Origin of the sequence: Rhodopseudomonas sp. (genome assembly GCF_036404135.1) — a bacterium.
GTDB lineage: Bacteria > Pseudomonadota > Alphaproteobacteria > Rhizobiales > Xanthobacteraceae > Rhodopseudomonas_A.
In genome coordinates this window covers 24,950-43,607 of the sequence record NZ_DASWPE010000014.1, presented here as the reverse complement: position 1 = coordinate 43,607, position 18,658 = coordinate 24,950, and the positions used below count along the sequence as shown (strand labels likewise).

The following is an 18,658-nucleotide window of genomic DNA, read 5'->3' as shown; positions in this document are numbered from 1 at the left end:
CCGGTGTTCGACGGCGCCAAGGAAGCCGATATCGAGGAGATGCTGAAGCTCGCCGGTCTCGATGCCTCCGGACAATCGACCGTCTATGACGGCCGCACCGGCGACACCTTCGACCGCAAGGTGACGGTTGGGTATATCTACATGCTCAAGCTGCACCATCTCGTCGACGACAAGATCCACGCCCGTTCGATCGGCCCGTACTCGCTGGTCACCCAGCAGCCGCTCGGCGGCAAGGCGCAGTTCGGCGGACAGCGGTTCGGTGAAATGGAAGTGTGGGCGCTCGAAGCTTACGGCGCGGCGTACACGCTCCAGGAAATGCTGACCGTGAAGTCGGACGACGTCGCCGGCCGGACCAAGGTGTACGAGGCGATCGTGCGCGGCGACGACACCTTCGAAGCCGGCATCCCGGAATCGTTCAACGTGCTGGTCAAGGAAATGCGCTCGCTCGGCCTCAACGTCGACCTGCACAATTCCAAGCTGGCGACGCCGACATCCGAGGCGGCCGAATAGTCTGCGGCGGGCGGCGGAAGCGCCGCCCGGACTACCTCATCCTTCGAGACGCGGCAAAGACGCCGCTCCTCAGGATGAGGGCTCCTCATGGTGAGGAGCGCGGCTGCGCCGGCGCATCCATGCAAGGTGCGATCGAGGGCCGCGCGTCTCGAACCATGAAGGCGCGCGCGAAGGTTTGAATTTTGCAGCAGGCGGTGGCCAAGCCTGCAGGCGAGGAGAATACGATGAACCAAGAAATTATGAATCTGTTCAATCCGACGACGCCGGCTCAGGTCTTCGACCAGATCCGCATTTCGATCGCGTCGCCGGAAAAGATTCTGTCGTGGTCCTACGGCGAAATCAAGAAGCCGGAAACCATCAATTACCGCACCTTCAAGCCGGAGCGCGACGGGCTGTTCTGCGCCCGCATCTTCGGGCCGATCAAGGACTACGAGTGCCTGTGCGGCAAGTACAAGCGGATGAAGTACAAAGGCATCATCTGCGAGAAGTGCTCGGTCGAAGTGACGTTGTCGCGGGTCCGTCGCGAGCGCATGGGCCACATCGAACTCGCGGCCCCGGTCGCCCACATCTGGTTCCTGAAATCCCTGCCGTCGCGGATCGGGCTTCTGCTCGACATGACGCTGAAGGATCTCGAGCGGATTCTTTACTTCGAATACTACGTCGTGCTTGAGCCCGGTCTGACCGCGCTGAAGGACCGTCAGCTGCTGTCCGAAGAAGAATATCTGCGCGCGCAGGACGAATACGGTCAGGATTCCTTCACCGCCATGATCGGCGCCGAAGCGATCCGCGAGCTGTTGAAGGGGCTTGAGCTCGAGAAGCTCGAGGCCTCGCTGCGCGTCGAGATGCAGGAAACCGAATCCGACATCAAGCACAAGAAGCTCGCCAAGCGCTTGAAGATCGTCGAGGCGTTCCGCTTCTCCGGCAACAAGCCGGAATGGATGATCCTGACCGTGGTGCCGGTGATTCCGCCGGACCTGCGCCCCTTGGTGCCGCTCGACGGCGGCCGCTTTGCGACCTCCGATCTCAACGACCTGTATCGCCGCGTCATCAACCGCAACAACCGCCTGAAGCGGCTGATGGAGCTGCGCGCGCCTGACATCATCATCCGCAACGAAAAGCGCATGCTGCAGGAAGCCGTCGACGCCTTGTTTGACAACGGCCGCCGCGGCCGCGTCATCACCGGCGCCAACAAGCGTCCGTTGAAGTCGCTCGCCGACATGCTGAAGGGCAAGCAGGGCCGGTTCCGGCAGAACCTGCTCGGCAAGCGCGTCGACTATTCCGGCCGTTCGGTGATCACCGTGGGTCCGGAACTGCGGCTGCACCAGTGCGGCCTGCCGAAGAAGATGGCGCTCGAATTGTTCAAGCCGTTCATCTATTCGCGGCTCGACGCCAAGGGTCTGTCGACCACGGTGAAGCAGGCCAAGAAGCTCGTCGAAAAAGAGCGTCCCGAGGTCTGGGACATCCTCGACGAGGTGATCCGCGAGCACCCGATCCTCTTGAACCGCGCGCCGACGCTGCATCGGCTCGGCATTCAGGCGTTCGAGCCGGTGCTGATCGAGGGCAAGGCGATCCAGCTGCACCCCTTGGTTTGCGCGGCGTTCAACGCCGACTTCGACGGCGACCAGATGGCGGTGCACGTGCCGCTGTCGCTGGAAGCCCAGCTCGAAGCCCGCGTCTTGATGATGTCGACCAACAATATCCTGCATCCGGCCAATGGTCTGCCGATCATCGTGCCGTCGCAGGACATCGTGCTCGGCCTGTATTACCTGTCGATCCTGCGCGAAGGATTGCCGGGCGAGGGCAAGCTGTTCGGCGAAATGGCCGAGATCGAGCACGCGCTGCACGCCAAGGTCATCCACCTGCACACCAAGATCAAGTATCGCTGGGAAGGCATGGACGAGACCGGCAAACAGATCAGCAAGTGGTACGAAACCACGGCCGGCCGCGCCATGCTCGGCCAGGTGCTGCCGAAATCCACCAAGATGCCCTTCGACATCATCAACAAGCTGATGACCAAGAATGAAATCTCCGGCGTGATCGATCAGGTCTACCGCCACTGCGGCCAGAAGGAGACCGTGATCTTCTGCGACCGCATCATGGCGCTCGGCTTCTACAATGCGTTCAAGGCCGGCATTTCGTTCGGCAAGGACGACATGGTGGTGCCGGCGTCGAAGTGGAAGACCGTCGAGGACACCCGCGCGCTCGCCAAGGAGTTCGAGCAGCAGTACAATGACGGCCTGATCACCCATGGTGAGAAGTACAACAAGGTGGTCGACGCCTGGTCGAAATGCACCAAGAAGATCTCGGAAGACATGATGACGGAAATCTCCGCCGTCAAAAAGAATCCGAAGGGCGGCGAAGCCCAGATCAACTCGATCTTCATGATGTCGAACTCCGGCGCCCGCGGTTCGCAGGACCAGATGCGCCAGCTCGCCGGCATGCGCGGCCTGATGGCCAAGCCGTCCGGCGAAATCATCGAGACGCCGATCATCTCGAACTTCAAGGAAGGCCTCTCGGTTCTCGAATACTTCAACTCGACCCACGGCGCCCGTAAGGGTCTGGCCGATACCGCGTTGAAGACCGCGAACTCCGGCTACTTGACGCGGCGTCTGGTCGACGTTGCGCAGGACTGCATCATCACCGCGGACGATTGCGGCACCAAGCTCGGCATCAAGATGCGCGCCATCATCGATGCCGGCACCGTGGTGGCCTCATTGGCGTCGCGGATTCTCGGCCGCACCGCGGGCGAGGATCTGCGCGATCCGTTGACCAACAAGGTGGTGGTGAAGCGCGGCACCTTGATGGAAGAGAGCCACGTCGACGCGCTGCAGCAGGCCGGCATCCAGGAGGTCAAGATCCGCTCGGCTTTGACCTGCGAACTGGTCAACGGCATCTGCGGCAAGTGCTACGGGCGCGATCTCGCCCGCGGCACCCCGGTCAACCACGGCGAGGCTGTCGGCGTCATCGCCGCGCAGTCGATCGGCGAGCCCGGCACCCAGCTGACGATGCGGACCTTCCACATCGGCGGCGCCGCGCAGATCAACGAGCAGTCGTTCATCGAGTCGAATTTCGACGGCAAGGTGACGATCAAGAACAAGGCGATCGCCAAGAACGGCGAGGGCCATCTGATCGCGATGGTGCGCAACATGGTGGTGGCGGTGACCGACGCCGACGGCACCGAGCGCGCCACCCATCGCATCCAGTACGGCGCGCGGATGCGCGTCGACGAAGGCGACATGGTCAAGCGCGGTCAGCGCATCGCCGAGTGGGATCCCTACACCCGCCCGGTGTTGACCGAAGTGGAAGGCATCATCGGCTTCGAGGATCTGGTCGAAGGCCAGTCGATCTCGGAGACGCTGGACGAATCCACCGGCATCGCCAAGCGCGTGGTGATCGACTGGCGCAGCCAGCGCGGTGGCGCTGATCTGCGTCCGGCGATCGTTATCAAGGGCAAGGACGGCAAGATCCTCAAGCTCGCGCGCGGCGGCGAGGCCCGCTACATGCTGTCGGTCGACGCGATTCTGTCGGTCGACGTCGGCGCCAAGGTGAAGACCGGCGACATCCTCGCCCGTATCTCCACCGAAAGCGCCAAGACCCGCGACATCACCGGCGGTCTGCCGCGGGTGGCGGAACTGTTCGAGGCCCGCAAGCCGAAGGACGCCGCCATCATCGCGGAAATCGCCGGCACCATCCGGTTCGGACGCGACTACAAGAACAAGCGTCGGATTTCGATCGAGCCGGTGGACACCACCGAGGAGACCCGCGAGTATTTGATTCCGAAGGGCAAGCACATCCATCTGCAAGACGGCGACATCGTCGAAAAGGGCGATTTCATCGTCGAAGGCAATCCGGCGCCGCACGACATTCTGGCGATCAAGGGTATCGAAGAACTCGCGGCCTATCTGGTCAACGAAATCCAGGAGGTCTATCGGCTGCAGGGCGTGTTGATCAACGACAAGCACATCGAGGTGATCGTTCGCCAGATGCTGCAGAAGGTCGAGATCACCGATCAGGGCGAGACCGACATGATTTCGGGCGAGCAGATCGACAAGATCGAATTCGACCAGATCAACGCCAAGGCCAAGGAAGAGGGCCGCAAGATCGCCACCGGCACCCCGGTGCTGCTCGGTATCACCAAGGCCAGCCTGCAGACCCGCTCGTTCTTCTCGGCGGCCTCGTTCCAGGAGACCACCCGCGTGCTCACCGAAGCCGCCGTCAACGGCAAGGTGGACCCGCTGGAAGGCCTCAAGGAGAACGTCATCGTCGGCCGGCTGATCCCGGCGGGCACCGGCGCCTCGATGGCCAAGATCCGCGAAGTGGCTGTGAAGCGCGACAAGCTGATTCTCGACGAGCGCGAGAAGCAGGCGACCATCGTGCCGAGCGCGCCGGAACCGGAACCGTTGGCGCTGCCGACCCCGGACGCTCCGTAGCTGCGAGCAGTTCTTAGCAAACCGTTGAAAAGGCCGGCGAAAGCCGGCCTTTTTGGCGTTTTGCCGGTTTTTACTGCGGGATTACCGTTTGTTCATCTTCCCTTCAGGTGAAAAGCGCTTTTGCTAGGGGGGACCTCACGCGATCCGGATCACCGGCTCCAATCCGCCGGAATTACCGGCTAGAACGATTGAAGAATCGGACTCCTGCTCCGAAACCGACGTCCTCCGGAACGCTGATGGATGGGGAGCGTCGCGTTGCCTACGGCAACGCGGCCATGATGCGGCGAAAGATGAAAATGTTCGATCTTGCAATTGTCGGTGGTGGCCCGGGCGGTCTGATGAGCGCCTGGTACCTGAAGAAGAAGCTTGGCGATTTGTGTCGCGTGACCATCTATGAGGCGTCCGACCGGGTCGGCGGCAAAATCGTCACCCGGACCTTCGATTCCGCGCCGGCGATGTACGAGGCCGGGGTCGCCGAATTGTACGACTACTCGATGTCCGGGCCGGACCCGCTGCGCGAACTGGTGCAGCATTTCGGCCTGCAGACCATCCCGATGGACGCCGAGCAGGTGATGCTGGACGGCGAGTTGCTCAACGACGTGCCGGGGATGCGCAAGAAATACGGCGACGTCACCGCCGACGCCATCGAGGCGTTCCGCAAGCGCTGCACCGAGATGATCACGCCGATCCAATATTACGAAGGCGTCGGCACCCAGGACAACGAACACCCCTGGGCTTGGACCAATTGCGAGCAATTGCTCGACAAGGAGGTCAATGACCCCACCGCCAAGCGCTTCTTCAAGGCGATGGCGCGCTCCGACATCGCCACCGAGAGCCACAACACCAACGGCCTCAACGCGCTGAAGAACTTTGTGATGGATATCGACGGCTATATCGGGCTGTATTCGATCCAGAACGGCAACGAGCAATTGGTGTCCTGCCTGCATTCCGAGGTCGACGCCACGGTGAAGCTCAATCACCGCGTGCTCAAGGTCGGCAAGACCGAGCAGGGCCGCTACCAGCTCAACATGATGAACGGCAAGGGGCCGGAGACCAAAGACTTCGACCTGGTGCTGATGTGCCTGCCGCACAACTGGCTGGCGACGATCGGCTGGGGCAACGAACAGTTGCGCCGCGCGATGGTCAAGCACGTCGCCTATTTCGATCGCCCGGCGCATTATCTGCGGGTCTCGATCCTGTTCGACAGTCCGTTCTGGGGCGACAAGATTCCCGGCTCCTGGTTCATGTCGGAGGCGTTCGGCGGCTGCTGCATCTACAACGAAGGCTCGCGCCACGACGTCGGCAAATACGGCGTGCTGAACTGGCTGATTCCGGGCTCCGACGCGCTGGCCTATTCCAACCTCAGCGACGACGAACTGATCGACGCCGCACTCAAGTCGCTGCCGGCGTCGCTGGGCGACGCGCGTGCGCATTTCATGGAAGGCAAGACCCATCGCTGGCTGTCGTCGGTGAATGCCATTCCCGGCGGGCTGCCGACTCGCGACGTGATGACCAACCATCGCCCGGAGCCGAAGAACCACCCGGGCCTGGTGGTGGTCGGCGACTATCTGTTCGATTCCACGCTGAATGGGCTGTTCGATTCCTCCGACGCCGCCACCGACATCATCCTCACCGAGATGATCAAGCTGCGCCGGGTTCGCTCGCAGCAGGAGGGCAAGCCGGTCTCCGACAAGATCGACCGCGATTATTTCAAGAACTATCGCGGGCTGGGGCCGTATCACGAGGTCTGGAACCAGTTCACCAACCCGGATTATCTGCTCGAGCTGATCAAGATCGTGTGGAATCCGGCGCCGGGCGCGCGGATGCTGGTGGCCGGCTCGGCTAGCGGCGAGCTGGTCGGTGCGCTGCGCGAACGCGGCATCGACGCCTACGGCATCGAGAACAACCGCGGCATCCACGCAAAGACGCCGGACGCGCTGAAAGAGTTCAACCAGCTCGGCTCGGTGGTCGATCTGCCGTTCAAGGATGGCGAATTCGACTTCGTGTTCGAGACCTGCCTGTGCCACGTGCCGGAAAAGCGGGTGCCGCGGGCGATCGCCGAACTCAACCGCGTGGTCAAAACCGGCCTGGTGTTCGGCTCGGTGACCAGCGACATGGCGCCGGCGGTGATCGACCGCTACGACCTGTTGCGCGGCGTCAAGAAGCTCGGCACCTGGTGGGAATGGTCGGAACTGTTCTTCGCCAACGGCTTCGACCTGTCGATGCACCGCGCGGACTGCACCGACGCGGTGTGGGCCGCCACGCTGGCCGCCAACAAGGGGCCGGGCAACTGGTACGCCGATTCTGACAGCCTGCGTTATTCGTTCTTCGACAAGCTCGCGGCGGAGTAACACCGCCGCGCAGAGCCGCGTCATGCCCGGCTTATCGTCGACCGACGATTCGCCGGGCGAACTGTTCCGTCGGACTGCTGCATTGGCCCGCTTCATCGGACTGTCACGGGAACAGCCGATGCACAGCGGGCGCGCTTTGCCGAAGCCGCGGCGATCGCGTAGCATCCGGTTCGTGGTTCGACCACGGCTCATTTTCGCGGCGAATGCGCCGTTCAGCATCGGTTTGATCGGTTTGATTCATGGCGCCCAAGCGACCCCCGTCGGACACTGAAGATCGCGCGCCGAAGCCCGATCCGAAATCGCCGCTCGACGAAAAATTCGCGCTGCCGGTCGGCGTCGACGCAACCCCGGTGCAGGGCATCAAGCCGCCGGGGCCGGGCAAGGTCGCCGCACCCGCCAAAGTCGCGGCACCCGCCAAGGTCGCCGCAGCCGGCGAAAAGAAGCTCGCCGCAGCCGGCGAAAAGAAACCGCTCGCCAAGCCTGCGCCCGACGATGACGACGATGACGACGGCGAGGACGCTGTCGAGCTCGACGACGATGACGACGACGAGGAACTGGTGGTCTTCACCGCCAAGGAGGCCGCCGGCGCGCTCGCCACGATCTACCGCTTCACCAAGCCGTTCCTGACCAACTACAAGAAGATCATCGCCTTCGTCGGCATCGGCGTGGTGATCGAGACGTTGTTCAACGTCATCATGCCGCTGTCGCTGAAATACCTGATCGACGACGCGCTCGGCGAGGAAGATTTCGAGGCGCTGATCACCATCCTGTCGGTGCTGGCGGTGGCCGGCATCGTCACCTCGATCGTCGCGGTGTGGTACGAGCGCTGGGACGCGCGGCTCGCGGCAGCGGTGGTGGCCGAGGTGCGCGGCCGATTGTTCGAGCACATCCAGAACCTGCCCTCGGCGTATTTCGCCCGCACCAAGCGCGGCGAAATCCTGTCGCGGTTCTCGATCGACCTGTCGGCCTATGAAGGCTCGGTGAAGAGCTTCTCCAGCAGCGCGGCGCTGCCGTTCCTGGAACTGATCGCCGGCATCGTACTGCTGTTGTTCCTGAACTGGCAGCTCGCCGCGGTGGCGCTCTTGGTGTTTCCGATCACGCTGATCGGGCCGCGGATCCTGACGCCGAAGGCGGTCAACGCCAATTACGAGCAGAAGCAGCAGGAATCCGCGCTGCTCGGCATGGTGCAGGAAAACGTCGCGGCGCAGGCGGTGGTCAAGGCGTTCAGCCTGCAGCGCAAGATGCTCGGCTTCTTCCGGCTGCGCAACGACGACGCGCGGCGCAAGATCGCGCAGGCCACGTTTCTATCGACCATGGTGGAGCGCACCGTCACCATCTCGGTGCTGCTGCTGCATCTGGTGGTGCTGGCGATCGGCGCCTATCTCGCCACCAAGGGCCAGATCACGGTCGGCACCTTCGTCACCTTCGAGAGCGCGTTCTGGGAGGTGTCGTACAACATCGCCCATGTGATGCATTTCATCCCGGTGTCGATCGCTTCCGCCGCGGCGGTGCGCCACATCGAGGAACTGCTGGACGAGCCGACCCGCGGCGCCGATCTGCCGGCCGCGCCGGAATTGCCGCGCATCACCCACGACATCTCGTTCGAGCACGTCAGCTTCAAATACGAAGGCAGCCAGACCCCGGTGCTGGACAATCTCAGCCTGCGGCTTGACGTCGGCAAGACCATCGCCATCGTCGGCCCCTCCGGCTCCGGCAAGAGCACGCTGCTAAACCTGATCCTGCGGCTCTATCTGCCGGACGAGGGCAGGCTGTCGATCGACGGCGTCGACATCCGCAAGGTGACGCGGGAATCGCTGCGGCGTTCGATGGCGGTGGTGTTCCAGGAGAACATGCTGTTCAACGTCTCGATCCGCGAGAACATCCGGCTCGGCAAGGAAGGCGCCAGCGACGAGGAGGTCGAGCAGGCGGCGCGCAAGGCCGAGATCCACCGCTACATCATGAGCCTGCCGCACAAATACGACACCCAGGTCGGCGAACGCGGCGACACGCTGTCCGGTGGCCAGCGCCAGCGCATCGCCATCGCCCGCGCCATCATCCGCAATCCTTCGGTGCTGCTGCTCGACGAGGCGACCTCGGCGCTCGACCAGACCACCGAAGCCGCTATCAACCGCACGCTGCTGAAGGTCGCCAAGGGCCGCACCATGATCTTCTCCACCCACCGGCTGACCTCGGTGGTGGAGATGGACGAGATCATCGTGATCGCCGGCGGCCGCGCCATCGAACGCGGTTCGCACAAGCAGCTGTTGGCCGCCAATGGCATGTACCGCAAGCTGTGGGACGACCAGAACCATGTGCCGCATCAGTCCGACACGCCGTCCGCTGACGACGATGAGGATGATGACGAAGAGGACGAGGCGTAAGGCCTCGGCGATCGGCGATGCTGGGGCTGCTGCCGCGGCCGGCGCGCGGCGTGCTGCGGCGCCGAACCCGCCGGGTCACGGTCAGTCGCTACCGCGCGCGGTAATCCCGCTGATTTTCCATTGGTTTTTCGCGACATCGCCGGCCCGCTTGTGCGCTGCCGGGCGGAAATAGATCGCAACATCCGGATATGATTTGTCGAAATTTTTGTGTATCTTGGAATTTTCGAGGTAGTCACGATTTCCCATTAAAGGATTTTGAAAATGAGCAAGATCCAATTTTCGACGCAAGCCAAGCCCGCCAATTCCGACGACCCGAATAGCGGCAGCGACTCCTTGGACTTCAGCTTTTTCGATGTGAGTGCAGCAGGCCACGCGGCCGCGGCGTCAGACGGCAGCGCGTCTGCGACGTTCGCCAACGCGGGTCCGGCCAATGCGGTGTCGGCGGACGCGGTGTCCGGCAGCGCGGTGTCGGCCAACAATGCGACCTTCGCCTCGGTCCAGACCTTGGCCAACTATCTGGTCAGCGGCTATTGGAGCCCGCACCATTGGGCCAGCAACAACATCACCGTCAACATCACCGACCTGACCGCGGCCGAACAAAGCCTGGCGATCAACGCCTTTCAGCTGTGGCACGACGTCGCCAATGTGAACTTCACCTTCACGTCCGGCGCCGCCAACATCACCATGAACAACAACGGCAGCGGACAGGCCGTCACCTCGTCGAACTGGTCGGGAACCAACACGACCAGCGCGGTGATCGATATCAGCTCCGACTGGTGGCCGAACACCAACATCTACAGCTACATGTTCCAGACCTACATCCACGAGATCGGTCATGCGCTCGGGCTGGGGCACCAGGGACCCTATAATGGCAGCGCCACCTACGGGGTCGACAACATCTACACCAACGACACCTGGCAGTGGTCGGTCATGTCGTACATGTCGCAGAACAATTACGGCGGCGCCAGCTACGACTACGTGATCACGCCGGAGATGGCCGATATCATGGCGATCCAGTCGATCTACGGCGTGCAGACCGCGACGCGGACCGGCGACACCGTCTATGGCTTTCACTCCACCGCGGGATCGCTGTACAATTTTTCCAGCTATGTGGGAACCCCGGCCTTCACCATCTACGACGCCGGCGGCATCAACACGCTGGATTGCTCCGGCTATTCCAACAATCAGGTGATCGATCTCAACGGCGGCCATTGGTCCTCGATCGGCGGCTATGTCAACAATATCGGCATCGAGACCAACACCCTGATCCACAACGCGATCGGCGGCAGCGGCAACGATCTGATCATCCCCAACGGCACGCTGATCGGGACCCTCACCGGCGGCGGCGGCAACGACACCTTCCAGTCCACGCAATATGGTTTGGGCAGCTACACGCTGACCGATATGAATGTCGGGGACCGGATCAATTTCACCGACGCCAGCCTCAACAACTTCAACTACACGCAGATCGGCACGCACTTGAACTACGGCTACGGCCTGACGTTGTCGAACAATCCGGTCGGACATTTCGTCGTGGCCGCCGACACCAGCTATGGCGGCATCGATTTGCGGCTGCAGAATCACGACACCTACATCAACGATTTCGACGGCAACGGCCACAGCGATCTGTTGTGGCGGCACAATGGCGGCACCTTCACGGTGTGGGACGTCGCCGGCAACATCTCCGGCAATGCGGTGACGCCGAACGCCTTTATGAGCAGCGCGGTCGACAATAGCTGGCAGTGCCAGGGCACGTTCGATTTCAACGGCGACGGCGCCTCGGATCTGTTGTGGCGCAACACCACATCGGGCGCCTTCACGATCTGGGATTCCACCGGATCGGGATTCGCCGCCAACGTGTTTATGGGCAACGTCGACACCTCCTGGCAGATCGGCGCGCTGGCCGATTTCAACGGCGACGGCTATGGCGACCTGCTGTTTCGGAACGTCAACGGGGCGTTCACCGAATGGCAGTCCAACGGCGTCGGCGGCTTCAACGCCAACGTCGTGGTCAGCAATCTGGTGGATCCCTCCTGGCACCTGCAGGCGATCGGCGATTTCAACGGCGATGGCCGCGACGATCTGATCTGGCGCAATAATGGCGGCGCGTTCACCGAGTGGCAGGCCAACGCCGCCGGCAACGGCTTCATCGCCAACACCTTCATGAGCGCCGCCGACACCAGCTGGCACTTCGCCGGGGTCGGCGACTTCAACGGCGACGGTCGCAGCGACATCCTGTTCCGCAACAACAGCGGCGCCATCTCCGAGTGGCAATCCACCGGATCGAGCTTCACGGCGAACAGCTTCACCAGCTTCGTCGACAACAGCTGGCATATCAGCGCGATCGGCGACTACAACGACGACGGCCGCGACGATATCCTGTTCCGCAATGACAGCGGAACGATCACGACCTGGCAATCCACCGGCAACGCCTTCACCACCAACGTGCTGACGGCGGCCGTCGGCACTGACTGGTCGCTGGTCACGCATCACTACGATATCGTGTGAGCCGCCGCGGCATGACCGCGAGACGCGGTTTCGGACGCGATCATGCTCGATCGAGAGGGCGCGCCGGATGACGCCTGCACCACGCGTCAGCCGGCTTGCAGGGCAAGGCCGGCGGCGCCGGCGCTGCGGCATGCCGCGTCAGCGCCGGACGATCGGTTCGGGACGCGGATCGGACTGATAGCGCTGCGCAGCCCGCGCGGTGCGCTGGGCTCCGCCGAGCCGCCGGATCAGGCCCTGGGCGCCGCGCAGCACGAACCGCGCCCAGCGCCGCGCCCGCCAGTTGAGGCCGTCGTCGGTCGACAGCGCGCGCAGCTCGAATGCCTTGCCGCGCGCCCAGCGGTCGCAGGCGGTCTTCACCGGGTCGTCGTAGAACGCCGCGATCTTGTCGCGCGCCATCCCCGGCGTCGCCAGCCAGCGCGGGATGTGCACGTTGCACAGCCGCTCGACGTCGGTGAACACCTTGTCGGTGCCGGTGCCGGCGGCCGGACACGAGGTGGCAAAGGCATCGCCGACCAGCACCAGGCCTGAGCGATGATGGCCTTCGCTGACATAGAGGTCGGCCGGCCTGATCTTCAGCTCGCCGGCCAGTTCGAACTCGCCGGTGATGGCGCGCAGCCCCGGCATCAGCGCGTGCAGTGCGGCCACCGGCGCTTCGCGCAATTGCTGCAGCCACGGGTCATCGAGCCGGCGGTACACCATCAGGTTGGCGCGCATCGCGCCGCCGATCGGAAACAGCGACAGATAGGCCATCCGCGCCGCGGAGTTTTCCGGATAATAGGTCAGCGCCGGAAATGCGAAGGCCGGGCGGTCGAGCGGCGCCAGGTCGAAGCCGATGGTCAGCGAATGGCATTCGCTGATGACGTGGTTCTCGATGCCGAGCCGGCGGCGCAGGCCCTTGTTGAGGCCGTTGCCGAGCACCACTAGGCGGGCGGAGATTTCTTCGCCATCGGACAATACGAGGCGCTGCAGGGCGTCGCTCGTCGCAATCGTCGAGACGGTGGCGGCGATGAACTCCACGCTCGCCGGAATCTCGGCGCGCAGCGCGTTGACCAAGACTTCATAGCGCACGCCGTATTGGTCGCTGGGCTTGTCGTCGATCAAATAGCCGAACCGGGCGATCCAGACCGCGCCGTCATGGGTGGTGGCGCGCAGCACGGCCTCGGCGAGCCCGGTCTTGCGCAGGATCGCGAGCTGGTTGCCGCTGAGTTTCTCGCAGCGGAAATCCGGCGGATACACCGGATGCGGGTCGATCAGCACGGCGTTGACGCCGGCGCGCCCCAGCATCGCCGCGCACAGCGAGCCGGCGAGGCCGCCGCCGACGATGGCAATATCGGTCGTTCGCATCTGCTGCATTGTCCGGGTTCCGGGAGCCGGAGACTGCGCCGAAAAGGCAAACAAAGCTTGAAAGCGACAGCGCGTCGCAGCCGCAACGGCGCCGCTTAACCGGATCGCAAGGCTGTTGCGATCACAGTCGCCGCTCTGCATGTCGTCGGGTCGCCGCGGATGATTTCGGTCACCATTTGTTCGCCAGAGCGGGCGCAGGCCGCGCCGTGGGACGATCTCGCCCGGCGCGCCTCGCCCAATGTGTTCATGAATCCGGCGGCGCTGCGCACGGCGCAGAGCTGCGGCTTCGCCGACGTGCGGGTGCTGCTGGCCTGGGACGAGGGCGCCTCGCCGCGGCGTCTGGTCGGGCTGTGGGCGCTGCGCCGCCGCGTCGTGGCACCGCTGCTGCCGGCGATCCTCGAGGCCTTGCCGTTCTATTATGCCTTCCTGTCGAGCCCGGTGGTCGATCCGGCGTTCGCCGGACAGGTGATGCCGGCGTTCCTGGCGGCGATCGAGCGCGATCCGGCGCTGCCCAAGGTGATCACCCTGAAATCGCTCGACGCCGAAGCGCCGAGCTATGCCGCGCTGCGCACCGCGCTGACCGGGAAGGGCGGCGAGCAACTGGAGCTGAAGCAATTCGCCCGGCCGTTCGCCAGCAAGGACCACGGCGTCAAGCATTCGGGCGCAACCCGCAAGAAGCTGCGGCAGGACTGGAACCGGCTGTCGGCGCAAGGCGCCGTCGAGCTGCTCAACGACCGCTCGGAGGCAGCGGCCAGCGCCGCGTTCGAGATCTTCCTGGCGCTGGAGGCGGGCGGCTGGAAGGGCAAGCGGGGAACCGCGCTGACCTGCGACCCCGCCGATGCCCGCTTCACCCGCGAGCTGATCCGGGCGCTGGCGGCGCGCGGCGACGCCAGCGTGGCGCTGCTGCGGGTCGACGGCAAGGCGATCGCGGCACAGGTGCTGATGTATTGCGGAACGCGGGCCTATACCTGGAAGACCGGCTACGACGCCAAATTCGGCAAGTTCTCGCCCGGCGCGTTGTTGATCGACAAGCTCACCGAGCAGCTGTTCGCCGAGGGCGCGATCGAGACCATCGATTCCTGCTCGGTGCAGGACAGTTTCATGGCGCAGCTATGGAGCGGGCGGCGCAGCATGGTCGACCTGGTGGTCGGCGTCGGCCCGGGGCGGTCGTTCGGCTTTGCGGTGGAGGCGGCCCGCCAGCTCGGCATCGCCCGGCTGCGCGAGCTGAGGAACCGGCTGCGGGCTTTCGCGGCGCCGCGGCCGGCGGCGCCGAAGAAGCCCGCGGTGGCGGGGCAGGCGTGAGGCGCGCATTCGGCGCGCAGAGAATGCGGCCATCCGCAAGTCCAGCCTCATCCGGAAGGAGCGCGCCCTTGCGCGCGCCTCGCGGGATGCGGCCTCATGGTTCGAGACGCCCGCCAAGGGGCGGGCTCCTCACCATGAGAGAATCGGCAGAACCATAGGGAACCGGCGGACGCGCGCGGACGATTCGTCGATTCTTAATCTTTATGCCGGCGAGTCGGCGCTCGCGGTGCCCGGATTCGACGATTCGAGGGCTCCCGGGGGTTTTACTGGACTTCAGCACGCCGCGGCGCGTTGAATAGCGCGCCGAAACCGCCACCGCCACGCCGGCCGCGCCGCCGGCGGAGGCTATTTTTGCAGGCTTTGCGGGGGTTTTGCGCGATGCGTCAGAAGTGCTTGTGCCACACCGCTTTAGCCTTGACTTGGCTATGGTGCGCCGATAAAACCCGCGCACTCAACGACAGGCGGTGAGCTTCGCCAACGTCGGAACGGATCACTCCCTCGCTTCTCCGGAAGCAAGGCGGGCACCAACCTCGACGCATGTTGCTCAAACGCTGTCGCTTATAGCTAGGCAATGCCAGGACGACAGTCGTTCTCCAGAGCGAAACCTCTCGAGATCGATTTCGGGTGCATGACCTCGGTGGAGGCCAATCGGTGCAAACCGGGCGGTCAGGATCGCGGTCCTCTGTGGCGTCGAAGCGCTTTCCGCTCAGCAATGAGTGGTCGGCGTGATTTTCGTTTTGCGCGGTGAATGCCGTGCCAAGCGGCTCATGGGGCGAGTGGCTCCGAACGAATTTGCGAAGCCGATCAGGGTTTCGCGCGAACAAGGGTGAAGGCGAAGATGCCGACGATCAACCAGCTGATCGCAAGTCCGCGCGTCGTACAGAAGTCGCGCAAGAAGGTTCCGGCGCTGCAGCAGTCGCCGCAGAAGCGCGGCGTTTGCACGCGCGTCTACACGACGACCCCGAAGAAGCCGAACTCGGCGCTTCGTAAGGTTGCCAAGGTTCGTCTGACCAATGGCTTCGAAGTCATTGGCTACATTCCTGGCGAAGGCCACAACCTTCAGGAACACTCCGTGGTCATGATCCGCGGCGGCCGCGTCAAGGATTTGCCCGGCGTGCGCTACCACATTCTCCGCGGCGTCCTCGATACCCAGGGCGTCAAGAACCGTAAGCAGCGTCGCTCCAAGTACGGCGCGAAGCGTCCGAAATAAGCGGGAAACTGATCGATGTCTCGTCGCCATTCTGCTGAAAAGCGCGAAGTGCTTCCGGATCCGAAGTTCGGAAACATTATCCTGACCAAGTTCATGAACTCGGTGATGTACGCCGGGAAGAAATCGGTCGCCGAGGGCATCGTTTACGGTGCGCTCGAGATCATCGAAACCAAGACCAAGCAGGGTCCGCTGCCGGTATTCGAGCAGGCGCTAGAAAACGTCATGCCGACCATCGAAGTGCGCTCTCGCCGCGTCGGTGGCGCCACCTACCAGGTGCCGGTGGAAGTGCGCAGCACCCGCCGCCAGGCGCTGGGGATTCGCTGGCTGATCTCGGCGGCGCGCGACCGCAACGAAAAGACCATGACCGAGCGGCTCTCCGCCGAACTGCTCGATGCTTCGAACGGCCGCGGCAACGCCGTCAAGAAGCGCGAAGACGTGCACCGGATGGCGGAAGCCAACCGCGCCTTCTCGCACTATCGCTGGTAACGGCGAAGCAACGGATTCAAGGATAACCCTATGCCCCGCGTTCATGCCATTGAGGACTACCGCAACTTCGGTATCATGGCGCATATCGATGCCGGCAAGACGACAACGACCGAGCGCATCCTGTATTACACCGGCAAGAGCCACAAAATCGGCGAAGTGCACGAAGGTGCCGCGACGATGGACTGGATGGAGCAGGAGCAGGAACGCGGCATCACGATTACTTCGGCCGCGACCACCGCGTTCTGGAACGGCAAGCGCCTGAACATCATCGACACCCCCGGCCACGTCGACTTCACCATCGAAGTCGAGCGTTCGCTGCGCGTGCTCGACGGCGCGGTCGTCGTGCTCGATGGCAACCAGGGCGTCGAGCCGCAGACCGAGACCGTCTGGCGGCAGGGTGACAAGTATCGCGTGCCGCGCATCGTGTTCGCCAACAAGATGGATAAGACCGGCGCTGACTTCTACAAGTGCCTGCAGGACATCATCGACCGTCTCGGCGCCAAGCCGATTGCGATCCAGCTGCCGATCGGCGAGGAGAGCAACTTCAAGGGCCTGGTCGATCTGGTCCGCATGAAGGGCGTGATCTGGGAAGACGAAGCGCTCGGTGCGAACTTCAAGGACATCGACATTCCGGCGGACCTGGTCGAGAAGGCCAAGGAATATCGCGAGAAGCTGGTCGAAGCCGCCGTCGAACTCGACGACGACGTTCTGGCGGCTTTCCTCGATGGCGTTGAGCCGGACGAAGCCACCCTTAAGCGGCTGATCCGCAAGGCGGTGCTGACCAGCGCCTTCTATCCGGTGCTGTGCGGTTCGGCCTTCAAGAACAAGGGTGTGCAGCCGTTGCTCGACGCGGTGGTGGATTATCTGCCGTCGCCGGTCGACGTTCCCGCCATCAAGGGCGTGGACGACGACGGCAACGAGATCATCCGCCTGCCGAAAGACAGCGAGCCGCTGGCTCTGCTGGCCTTCAAGATCATGGACGATCCGTTCGTCGGCACCATCACGTTCTGCCGCATCTATTCCGGCACGCTGATTTCCGGCACCGGCGTCGTCAACTCGACGCGGGACCGCAAGGAGCGTATTGGCCGCATGTTGCTGATGCATGCCAACAACCGCGAAGACATCAAGGAAGCCTATGCCGGCGACATCGTCGCCTTGGCCGGCCTGAAGGAAGCCCGCACCGGCGATACGCTGTGCGATCCGGCGAAGCCGGTGATCTTGGAAAAGATGGAATTCCCCGAGCCGGTGATCGAGATCGCGATCGAGCCGAAGACCAAGGCCGACCAGGAGAAGCTTGGCGTCGCTTTGGCGAAGCTCGCGGCGGAAGATCCCTCGTTCCGCGTCTCCACCGACCTGGAATCCGGCCAGACCATTCTCAAGGGGATGGGCGAACTGCATCTCGACATCAAGGTCGACATCCTGCGCCGCACCTACAAGGTCGACGCCAACATCGGCGCGCCGCAGGTGGCGTTCCGTGAACGCGTCACCAAGCGCGCGGAAGTCGACTACACCCACAAGAAGCAGACCGGCGGTACCGGCCAGTTCGCGCGGGTCAAGTTCATCGTCGAGCCGAACGAGCCGGGCAAGGGTTTCGAGTTCGAATCCAAGGTGGTCGGCGGTGCGGTGCCGAAGGAATACATCCCCGGCGTCGAAAAGGGCCTCAACAGCGTGCTCAGCTCGGGCGTGGTCGCCGGCTTCCCGGTGGTCGACGTCAAGGTGACGTTGATCGACGGTGCCTATCACGACGTCGACTCCTCGGCGCTGGCCTTCGAAATCGCCTCGCGGGCTGCGTTCCGCGAAGCGCTGCAGAAGGGCAAGTCGGTTCTGCTCGAGCCGATCATGAAGGTCGAATGCGTGACCCCGGAAGACTACACCGGCTCGGTCATCGGCGACTTGAACTCCCGGCGCGGCCAGATCCAGGGCCAGGACATGCGCGGCAATGCCAACGTCATCAACGCGATGGTGCCGCTCATGAATATGTTTGGGTACGTGAACAACCTGCGCTCGATGAGCCAGGGCCGCGCGACCTTTACCATGCAGTTCGATCACTACGCGGAAGCGCCGGCCAATGTGTCGGCAGAAGTCCAAAAGAAGTTTGCCTGATTGTCGTTGATGACAGTCAACGACTGAACGGAG

Annotated in this window: 10 protein-coding genes and 1 pseudogene; 9 read left to right on the top strand and 2 right to left on the bottom strand. The window is 63.5% G+C overall.

The window, feature by feature from the left end; genetic code table 11:
• The 4 genes and pseudogenes from VGC77_RS01705 to VGC77_RS01690 all read left to right on the top strand — a co-directional run.
• Nucleotides 1–510 (top strand): annotated as a pseudogene (locus VGC77_RS01705) (DNA-directed RNA polymerase subunit beta); the annotation flags it as partial.
• Nucleotides 511–734: 224 nt separating this feature from the next.
• A complete protein-coding gene (gene rpoC / locus VGC77_RS01700) occupies nt 735–4,940 on the top strand; it encodes a DNA-directed RNA polymerase subunit beta' (protein ID WP_331169828.1) in 4,206 nt (1,401 codons plus the stop codon).
• A 296-nt stretch (nt 4,941–5,236) separates the two neighbouring features.
• Nucleotides 5,237–7,291 carry an FAD-dependent oxidoreductase gene (locus tag VGC77_RS01695; RefSeq protein ID WP_331169830.1) on the top strand — a complete coding sequence of 685 codons (2,055 nt, stop codon included), beginning with the start codon at nt 5,237–5,239 and terminating at the stop codon, nt 7,289–7,291.
• Nucleotides 7,292–7,530: 239 nt separating this feature from the next.
• Complete coding sequence (locus VGC77_RS01690) at nt 7,531–9,672, top strand: ABC transporter ATP-binding protein (protein WP_331169827.1); 2,142 nt, start codon at nt 7,531–7,533, stop codon at nt 9,670–9,672.
• Between the two features lie 81 nt (nt 9,673–9,753).
• Here VGC77_RS01690 and VGC77_RS01685 read toward each other — a convergent pair whose 3' ends face one another.
• Complete coding sequence (locus VGC77_RS01685; protein ID WP_331169826.1) at nt 9,754–9,918, bottom strand: hypothetical protein; 165 nt, start codon at nt 9,916–9,918, stop codon at nt 9,754–9,756.
• Nucleotides 9,919–9,933: 15 nt separating this feature from the next.
• Here VGC77_RS01685 and VGC77_RS01680 point away from each other — a divergent pair, with 15 nt between their 5' ends.
• Entirely contained in the window at nt 9,934–12,180 is a 2,247-nt protein-coding gene (locus VGC77_RS01680; protein ID WP_331169825.1) for a M10 family metallopeptidase C-terminal domain-containing protein, read from the top strand.
• A 138-nt stretch (nt 12,181–12,318) separates the two neighbouring features.
• Here the strand turns inward: VGC77_RS01680 and VGC77_RS01675 are convergent, their stop codons facing one another.
• A complete protein-coding gene (locus VGC77_RS01675; protein ID WP_331169829.1) occupies nt 12,319–13,524 on the bottom strand; it encodes an NAD(P)/FAD-dependent oxidoreductase in 1,206 nt (401 codons plus the stop codon).
• A gap of 159 nt (nt 13,525–13,683) precedes the next feature.
• On the opposite strand from VGC77_RS01675, the gene VGC77_RS01670 reads away from it, so the two are divergent.
• The 4 genes from VGC77_RS01670 (at nt 13,684) to fusA (ending at nt 18,625) form a co-directional block, all read left to right on the top strand.
• On the top strand, nt 13,684–14,826 hold the full coding sequence (locus VGC77_RS01670; RefSeq protein ID WP_331169824.1) for a GNAT family N-acetyltransferase: 1,143 nt from the start codon (nt 13,684–13,686) through the stop codon (nt 14,824–14,826).
• 838 nt (nt 14,827–15,664) lie between these two features.
• Nucleotides 15,665–16,036 (top strand): 30S ribosomal protein S12, encoded by a 372-nt coding sequence (rpsL, locus tag VGC77_RS01665; RefSeq protein ID WP_011473880.1) that lies wholly within the window; start codon nt 15,665–15,667, stop codon nt 16,034–16,036.
• 15 nt (nt 16,037–16,051) lie between these two features.
• The gene (rpsG, locus tag VGC77_RS01660) at nt 16,052–16,522 is read left to right on the top strand and encodes a 30S ribosomal protein S7 (RefSeq protein ID WP_331169823.1); all 471 of its coding nucleotides are present in this window, start codon (nt 16,052–16,054) and stop codon (nt 16,520–16,522) included.
• Nucleotides 16,523–16,552: 30 nt separating this feature from the next.
• Complete coding sequence (fusA, locus tag VGC77_RS01655) at nt 16,553–18,625, top strand: elongation factor G (RefSeq protein ID WP_331169822.1); 2,073 nt, start codon at nt 16,553–16,555, stop codon at nt 18,623–18,625.
• Nucleotides 18,626–18,658: the final 33 nt, after the last annotated feature.

What these genes read in the sequence shown, in the direction of transcription:
- VGC77_RS01695 (WP_331169830.1), top strand. Translation starts at nt 5,237, where the DNA reads ATGTTCGATCTTGCAATTGTCGGTGGTGGCCCGGGCGGTCTGATGAGC.
- VGC77_RS01690 (WP_331169827.1), top strand. Translation starts at nt 7,531, where the DNA reads ATGGCGCCCAAGCGACCCCCGTCGGACACTGAAGATCGCGCGCCGAAG.
- VGC77_RS01670 (WP_331169824.1), top strand. Translation starts at nt 13,684, where the DNA reads ATGATTTCGGTCACCATTTGTTCGCCAGAGCGGGCGCAGGCCGCGCCG.
- rpoC (WP_331169828.1), top strand. Translation starts at nt 735, where the DNA reads ATGAACCAAGAAATTATGAATCTGTTCAATCCGACGACGCCGGCTCAG.
- VGC77_RS01675 (WP_331169829.1), bottom strand. Translation starts at nt 13,524, where the DNA reads ATGCGAACGACCGATATTGCCATCGTCGGCGGCGGCCTCGCCGGCTCG.
- rpsL (WP_011473880.1), top strand. Translation starts at nt 15,665, where the DNA reads ATGCCGACGATCAACCAGCTGATCGCAAGTCCGCGCGTCGTACAGAAG.
- fusA (WP_331169822.1), top strand. Translation starts at nt 16,553, where the DNA reads ATGCCCCGCGTTCATGCCATTGAGGACTACCGCAACTTCGGTATCATG.
- VGC77_RS01685 (WP_331169826.1), bottom strand. Translation starts at nt 9,918, where the DNA reads ATGGGAAATCGTGACTACCTCGAAAATTCCAAGATACACAAAAATTTC.
- VGC77_RS01680 (WP_331169825.1), top strand. Translation starts at nt 9,934, where the DNA reads ATGAGCAAGATCCAATTTTCGACGCAAGCCAAGCCCGCCAATTCCGAC.
- rpsG (WP_331169823.1), top strand. Translation starts at nt 16,052, where the DNA reads ATGTCTCGTCGCCATTCTGCTGAAAAGCGCGAAGTGCTTCCGGATCCG.